The 7,177-nt window shown below is 40.3% G+C and carries 8 protein-coding genes and 1 pseudogene; 6 read left to right on the top strand and 3 right to left on the bottom strand.

Features of this window, described 5'->3' with window-relative positions; translation table 11 throughout:
* The 6 genes from AC6F75_RS14020 to AC6F75_RS14045 form a co-directional block, all read left to right on the top strand.
* Positions 1-941, top strand: a 941-nt coding sequence (locus tag AC6F75_RS14020; protein WP_500715711.1) for a TonB-dependent receptor domain-containing protein, incomplete at its 5' end; no start/stop codon positions are given.
* Between the two features lie 299 nt (positions 942-1,240).
* Complete coding sequence (locus tag AC6F75_RS14025) at positions 1,241-1,459, top strand: TetR family transcriptional regulator (RefSeq protein WP_500715712.1); 219 nt, start codon at positions 1,241-1,243, stop codon at positions 1,457-1,459.
* On the top strand, positions 1,399-1,824 hold the full coding sequence (locus AC6F75_RS14030; RefSeq protein WP_500715713.1) for a TetR family transcriptional regulator C-terminal domain-containing protein: 426 nt from the start codon (positions 1,399-1,401) through the stop codon (positions 1,822-1,824). The genes AC6F75_RS14025 and AC6F75_RS14030 overlap by 61 nt, the downstream gene beginning before the upstream one ends.
* Entirely contained in the window at positions 1,808-2,383 is a 576-nt protein-coding gene (locus tag AC6F75_RS14035) for a TetR family transcriptional regulator C-terminal domain-containing protein (RefSeq protein WP_500715714.1), read from the top strand. The genes AC6F75_RS14030 and AC6F75_RS14035 overlap by 17 nt, the downstream gene beginning before the upstream one ends.
* 117 nt (positions 2,384-2,500) lie before the next feature.
* Complete coding sequence (locus AC6F75_RS14040; protein WP_500715715.1) at positions 2,501-2,881, top strand: SRPBCC family protein; 381 nt, start codon at positions 2,501-2,503, stop codon at positions 2,879-2,881.
* Between the two features lie 397 nt (positions 2,882-3,278).
* Positions 3,279-3,446 carry a hypothetical protein gene (locus AC6F75_RS14045; protein WP_500715716.1) on the top strand — a complete coding sequence of 56 codons (168 nt, stop codon included), beginning with the start codon at positions 3,279-3,281 and terminating at the stop codon, positions 3,444-3,446.
* A gap of 86 nt (positions 3,447-3,532) precedes the next feature.
* On the opposite strand, the gene AC6F75_RS14050 is transcribed toward AC6F75_RS14045, so the two are convergent.
* The 3 genes and pseudogenes from AC6F75_RS14050 to AC6F75_RS14060 all read right to left on the bottom strand — a co-directional run.
* Positions 3,533-5,929, bottom strand: a complete 2,397-nt coding sequence (locus AC6F75_RS14050; protein ID WP_500715717.1) for a heavy metal translocating P-type ATPase metal-binding domain-containing protein — start codon at positions 5,927-5,929, stop codon at positions 3,533-3,535.
* A 126-nt stretch (positions 5,930-6,055) separates the two neighbouring features.
* Positions 6,056-6,628 (bottom strand): YceI family protein, encoded by a 573-nt coding sequence (locus AC6F75_RS14055; RefSeq protein ID WP_500715718.1) that lies wholly within the window; start codon positions 6,626-6,628, stop codon positions 6,056-6,058.
* 87 nt (positions 6,629-6,715) lie between these two features.
* A pseudogene (locus AC6F75_RS14060) lies at positions 6,716-7,177 on the bottom strand (hypothetical protein); the annotation flags it as partial.

Consider the following 7,177-nt stretch of genomic DNA (forward strand, 5'->3'; position numbering starts at 1 on the left):
GCAGCGACGCTAACCGCATTACCAGTGCCGAAGCTTTGGCTGCTCACGTTTTGTACAAAGTTGCTTTCAACGGTTTGACATTAACCCCGGGTGTGAGGTATGAAAATATTACGCTAAAGCGCAATGATTATGGAAAAAATGACCCCAACCGCACCGGCATTGAACTTTCCACCGCCGAAAACAAAGTTGATGTCTGGATTCCGGGTATTGGAGCCAACTACCGCTTTTCACCAGAACTTTCAATATTTGGTGGTGTACATAAAGGTTTTGCCCCTCCGGGAACCACAGAAGGCAGCAAATCCGAATCAAGCATCAACCTGGAACTGGGCACCCGTTTTAACTACAACGGTTTGCGCGGCGAACTGGTGGGTTTTTACAACAACTATGACAATATGCTGGGCAGTGACCTGGCAGCTTCGGGCGGGACGGGTTCGCTGGACTTGTTTAACGCCGGCGAAGCTCTTGTAAAAGGGGTTGAAGTATTGTTAAACTTTGATGTGCTACGCTTTACCGAAGGCGATTTAAAACTTCCCGTAACCGTTTCCTATACCTTTACAGATGCCCGTTTTCAAAGTGACTTTGCCAGTACCGTAGGCATTTTTGGCGAGGTGGCCGATGGTGATGAGATTCCATACATCGCCCGCAACCAGTTTAACGTAACCGCTGCACTTGAAAACTCAGTTTTCAACATCAGCCTGAGTGGCCGTTATACCGATGCTTTCCGCACTATGGCAGGCACGGGTGCCATCCCTCAAGAATTTGAAGTGGGTAGCCATTTTATTGTGGATTTTTCAGCCAAGTATTTCTATTCGCCGCGGGTAACATTGTTTACCAACATCAACAACCTGTTTGACAGCACTTATGAAGTAGCGCGTATGCCTGCAGGATTGCGCCCCGGAGCACCGTTTATGGTGAATGCGGGAATTAGTTATGCGTTTTAGTGGGTAGACTTGAGATTTTAGATATTAGATGCAAGACCGAAGCTTATTTCAATTATAGAAGTAATTTACTTTAATTAGCCAGACCCCGGATTTTTCGGGGTTTTTGTTTTTTATGTATCTTCGATGCAATTAAAACCCGAAACGAAACGGATGTCTGTTTTTTTCCAACGATGCCGACATGGTATTTAATGATAAAAATTACAGTAACAAATTCTATTCAAGTTTAACCACTAAAAACCATATCAAGAAACAGGTTTCTGTTGCAGGGATATTATTATTATTAAAAACAAGCCATTCAAATGCGTTATAAAGAATTCAACCGAAACCAGGTACTGGAAAAGTGTCTTCCGCTTTTCTGGAAGAATGGCTTTAACGCTTGTGCGATAAGTGATATTGTAGATAGCACAGGTGTAAATCGTTATTCCCTCTATGAGAGTTTCACAACAAAGAAGGCATTTTGCATGTCGCACTTGAATTGTATCGTGAACGGTATGCTGACAAGTATCTTGAAATATTGAAACAGAAAGGTTCCGTTACCGACTTGCTAAGGACATTCTACCTGAGTTTTCTAGCTTTCGACAACCCCTATCAGGAAGGGTGCTTCATCATTCACATCGGAACAGAACTTGCAGACAGGGATGGAGTGGTAAACACTATATTAAGAAAATACCTTGCAGATATCCGAACATTGTATATAGACATGTTACAGCGAAACGGGGAATCTGAAGAAGCAAGTAACTTTTTTGCAACACACTTAGTCGGATTATTCTGCACTTCTATGAGTTTTTGTCTCATCCATTCTGACGAAGAACGGCTGGACCATATCAACAACGGGATTAAAATCATACTTAATAAAAATATAGCTTATGCCAAAAGTAATTGACAAAAGTTACGAAGAACTGGTACAAAAAGCCCAGCAGTTATTCTGGAACAAAGGATACAAGGGTGTTACTGCCCAAGAATTGGCAGATTACCTTGAAGTCAGTTTATCTACAATTTATAAGAAGTACAGTAAGGAAATGTTCTTCAATGACTCTCTGGAGTATTACAACAACACCATCTCTGACCCTTTCCTGAGACAACTGGGGGAAACCACCAACGATATGGAATCGCTCAGGGATTTCTTTTATTCACTCATTGTTGCGCTTATGGCAAAGACATTTCCTCGCAGTTGCCTGATGGTGAATACGGTGGTGGAGTTGCGGGATGAAAATGCAATTTTGAATAAAATGTATGAACGGTATTTCAGCAATCTGGTGCACTCCTACAAAATTGTTGTGGAAAAAGCCATTAGCTTGGGTGAAATCAAACACCCCGAACGAAAAGACGAATATGCCAAGTTCCTGCTGGGGATGATATTTGAAATGAGCATCTTGTACAAACTGAACGATAAAGAAACGTTGCGGCAGTTCGTAAACGAGCAATTATCACTGATAGAATAGCACAGACCTGACCATAGCTACAATACCTGAACGCTATTTTTTTATTGCCCGTTCGTCCTCCGTTTATTTGTGTCATCAATTTCATTAATTTATTAATCTTTAAAAAAAACAAACATCATGACACAAGTAAGCGTAACTAAGACAATCAATGTTCCTGCCACGAAGGTATGGGAGAAAGTATCATCATTCAGGGGTATTGAAGAGTTTTCACCTGTTGAAAGGTCGGTGGCCGAGGGCGAAGGAGTTGGAGCCAGTCGCAAATGCTACTTGCCGGATTGTGCAGAAATCAGCGAGCGCCTGGAAATGGAGAATAATTCCACAATGACACTGCAATATAAAATCAGCAAGGGTCCATTCCTCATCACAGACTACCTTAGTACGGTAAAAGTAAAAGCCCTTGGTGACAACACCTGCGAGATGACATGGGGGCGGAGTACAATGTGGGAGAAGAAGCCAAAGCACAGATGCAAGAATTGTTCAGTGGTTTTTACAATGTAATTATTGACAGCCTTGAGTCGTTGATCAATAACCGGAATAAATAGCTGTATGCAATGAAGAAAGTGCTCCCCGTGTATACATAGGGAGCTTTTCTTTTCATATCTTGTCCGTAGCGAAAGATACTGACTTCTGTCCTGGGTATTGCTCCAGGAATTCATTTTAGTGGAGGAGTTTATTATCTAAATAGTGAATGAAAAAAAATTATACCATGAGAATAAAATACATGTGGTAATAACTGGCCACCAATCCATTGTGGTGAATTCGATTATGCCGAATTCACCACAATTTTGTTATCTTTGTGCCTCAATGGAAGTCCCGAAATTTTCAGACATCAAATTTTCTTCCTATTAACCAATTTCAAGAGGCATTAATATTTGTTATAAAAGACTAATTACCTATGAAAAAAATGACATTTGATATTATCATGATTTTAGTAATTGCAATAACTCTTATTTCACTTCATCAATTTGATTTACTTGAAAAATCAGCCAAATTTATGTTTATACCCATTTTGGCATTTTACTTTATCGGCAAGTATTCGGAACGCCGTTCCCATAACGATTAAATTATTTAGCTAAAACTTTTTGTTTAAATTGTTTGGAATGCTTCTTAGGAAATTAGATTTAAACAGAAAAAAATCAGCGATTTATACTACCTCAACCTCCTCCCTATCCAGTTGGTCATAATTGTAGTAAACGCTACCACACTTATGGAACTCATCGGCATGATGATGGCGGCCACCACAGGTGCCAGCTGTCCGGTGACGGCAAAATAAAGCCCAACAACATTGTATAAAAATGAAAGAACAATACTGGCCTTAATCACGTTTATGGCTTTTTTTGAGGCTTTTAAATAGTCCGGCAGTTCTTTAAACTTGCTTGCGTCTAAAATCGCATCACAGGCAGGTGAAAACACATTGACATTTTCAGAAACAGCTATGCCCACATCGCTTTGCTGCAGTGCGCCGGCATCGTTAAGCCCGTCGCCAATCATCGCTACCTTGTGTCCATATTCCTGAAGTCCTGCGACATACTCGAGCTTGTCCTTTGGTTTTTGGTTAAAAATCATTTGTGTGCCCTTGGGCAAGACCTCCTCCAAATAATCTCTTTCACCCTCGTTGTCGCCGGAAAGGATGCCCAGATGATAATCTTTACCCAACGATTCAAACACATTATCCATACCCTCGCGGTAAAGGTTGGTAAATACATACTTGCCTTTATACTCGTTGTTTGCAGAAATGTGTACTACGGTTTCGTTGATGTCTTTTTCAGCAGTAATGCCATTGTGGTAAACAAATTCTGCACTACCAATTTTGATTTGATGGGTTCCAGAGCGGGCATTCAATCCTTTTCCGGGCAGTTCTTCATAATCATCAAGGGTAAGTATGTTGTTCTCGTGCAAAAAATCATACAGCGAGCGACTAAGAGGGTGGTTGGAAGTGCGTAGGGTGGATTTGAGCAGGTCGGTTTCCATTTTGCTTAAAGCGGAACCGCTATAGGTAATTGCATTTTTATCGTTGGTGGTAATGGTACCGGTTTTATCAAAAATCAGGGTGTCGATTTTAGCGAGTTTTTCGATGACATTCGCGTTCTTTAAATAAAACTTCAATTTACCGAAAATGCGCAGCATATTGCCCAGTGTAAACGGAGCCGACATTGCCAATGCACAGGGACAGGCAATAATTAGTACTGCCGTAAAGGCCTGTATAGCAATATTCATATCAAAAAACATCCAATAACCCAGCGCGCCAAAAGCAATCAGCAAAATCACAACTGTGAAGTACTTACTAATGGTATTGGTCATATTTACAAAAGCCTGCTCCTTGTCTTTACTAAACACATCATTGCTCCACAGTTGGGTAAGGTAACTTTGCGAAATGGTTTTCAGGCTTTCCACTTCAATGGCACCTGAGATTTGTTTTCCGCCGGCAAACAGTTTATCGCCCGATTCTTTTCTAACTGCTATGGATTCGCCGGTCACAAAACTATAGTCAATATTTGCTTTTCCCTTTATCAGGATGCCGTCAACGGGAATGAGTTCTTCGTTTCTAATGAGCAGCCTGTCGCCTTCCTTGATTTCGTGTACAGAAATAGCCTCTTCTTTTTTGTTATTAATTCGGGTTACTGAAATGGGAAAATAGGATTTATAATCGCGTTCAAATGAAAGGAAGTTATACGTCTTTTGCTGAAAGAATTTCCCCAGCAGGATAAAAAATACAAGTCCGGTGAGGCTATCAAAAAAACCGGTGCCCAGGTCAAACGCAACTTCAATCACACTGCGGGCAAACAAGACGAAAATACCCAGAGCAAGCGGTACATCAATGTTGAGAAAACCTGCTTTAAGCCCTTTATAAGCCGAAATAAAATAACCCGAAGCCGAGTAAAAAAACACGGGCAGTGAAAAGCCAAACATCAGCCATCTGAAAAAGGGTTTATACTGCTCCAGCCAGTAATCGCCCATATCAAAATACTCCGGGAAGGACAGAAACATAATGTTGCCAAAAGCAAAACCTGCAATGGCGAGTTTGTAAATCAGGCTGCGGTCAACCGGTTTTTGTTTGCCGTCATAATTCTCCAGACTGATGTATGGTTCATAACCAATGCTCGATAGCAATTCCACTACTTGCCTGAGTGAAACTTCATGGGCTTTGTATTGAATGCGAACGGTTTTTTTAGGGAAATCCACCTGCGAGGTGGAAATGTTTTTGTTGAGTTTTTTGAGATTTTCCAATATCCAAATACACGAACTGCAATGAATATGGGGAATGTACAGCGCGATAATTTGATTTTCGCCATCATTAAATTCTAAAAGTTTTTCGGCTATAGATGCATTGTCCAGATAGTCATATTTGCCATCAAACTCTTTGGGAATGGCTCCCGGTGATTGCTGCATTTCATAATAGCTTGTCAGGCCATTGTCTGAAAATATTTCATAAACGGTTTTGCAGCCGTTACAGCAAAACTCTTTTTCGGCAAACACCAATGTGCCCGGAGTGCAGGTATCACCGCAGTGGTAGCATTTTGTTTTATCTAAAGTTGTTGTCCTCAATAAATTTAAAGTCTAAATATACCTGCGAAATTCTAAATTTATTAAAATCAAAACTATGAGATTGATCAGATTTGGAACTAATTCCTAAAGGAAGTGAACTATTTTGAAATTTTAAAAGGAAAAGTTTTAATCACGCACCTGAAGGTCAAATCCAAAGACGATCTCAATATCTTCCCTCACGACAATCATTCCCATCATTTTTCGGGGTGGTGTCAGTCCAAAGTCGGTGATATTGATACAAAGCACTCCTTCAATGGGTGCGAGTTCGCCATTGGTTTTTACCGGCACTTTATATTGCTTTTTTATTCCGGCAATTTCAATGGCCACGTGAGCATCAATGGTATTTCTGTTTTTAACTGTTCGCAACAGCTCAAAATGGATGTTGGGGTATTTACTGGTTTGTAGCAGGTCGTGAAAATCATTGTTGATTCCGCGGTTGCCGCAGTTGAACCCTGTATTGCGTAGTTGCATTTGTACATTTTTGAAATGCATGGTATTGTTATCCTGGGTAAATCTAATGGGGACCTTTCGCGAAAGCGTGGCGGCATCATAAACACAGGTGAAGGTATTGATGTTTGAAGTGCCTTTAATGTAGAGAAAGCTTTCAGTGGTAATATAGACTTCACGCTGAATAACTTCTTCATTGATGACAAAAGAAAAGCTTATTGCTATCAAAAAGAAATGTACTAAAGATTTCATTGTAAAAATTTAGAAATGGGACTTAAAAATATAAAAAAAGGGGGGATTTTATAAAAGCCTCCCCCCTCTCATTGAACTAAAACAAACTTAGAAGCTTATTGCTGCCTCTAATACAAAACCACTGAACTTACCGTCGTGGAATTGAGTAGCATCTGCAAAACCGTCATATTTTTGGGTAACATATTCAAGTTTAGTTAGAATATTTTTTGTCATAAACCATCCGCCACCAACATTTATTCTTGTGATATCAATATCGTTACCGGTACCTGCTTGCTCACCGCTCACTTGGTTGAAACGTCCACCAATATAGAAGTTTTCATTGTTTCCAAATCTGTAAAGAGCCTCAGCACCCAATTGGGTAAAAGTTCTGTTTTCTTCTTCTGCTCTGGCTTTACCATCTGCTCTTTCATACATGCCGAAGAACTCAAATCCTCTGTACTTCACAAATGGGTTAATCATTATTGAAGTCATCTTGTTATTTAAGGCAGGGTTAAATCTACCAGAGAAGTTATTTGCTGATGGTGCATCTGCAGGGTGCATTACCAAATA

The organism is Planktosalinus sp., from assembly GCF_059864935.1.

Coding starts and splice junctions, on each gene's coding strand:
- AC6F75_RS14040 (WP_500715715.1), top strand. CDS start 2,501: ATGACACAAGTAAGCGTAACTAAGACAATCAATGTTCCTGCCACGAAG.
- AC6F75_RS14055 (WP_500715718.1), bottom strand. CDS start 6,628: ATGAAATCTTTAGTACATTTCTTTTTGATAGCAATAAGCTTTTCTTTT.
- AC6F75_RS14035 (WP_500715714.1), top strand. CDS start 1,808: ATGCCAAAAGTAATTGACAAAAGTTACGAAGAACTGGTACAAAAAGCC.
- AC6F75_RS14025 (WP_500715712.1), top strand. CDS start 1,241: ATGCGTTATAAAGAATTCAACCGAAACCAGGTACTGGAAAAGTGTCTT.
- AC6F75_RS14045 (WP_500715716.1), top strand. CDS start 3,279: ATGAAAAAAATGACATTTGATATTATCATGATTTTAGTAATTGCAATA.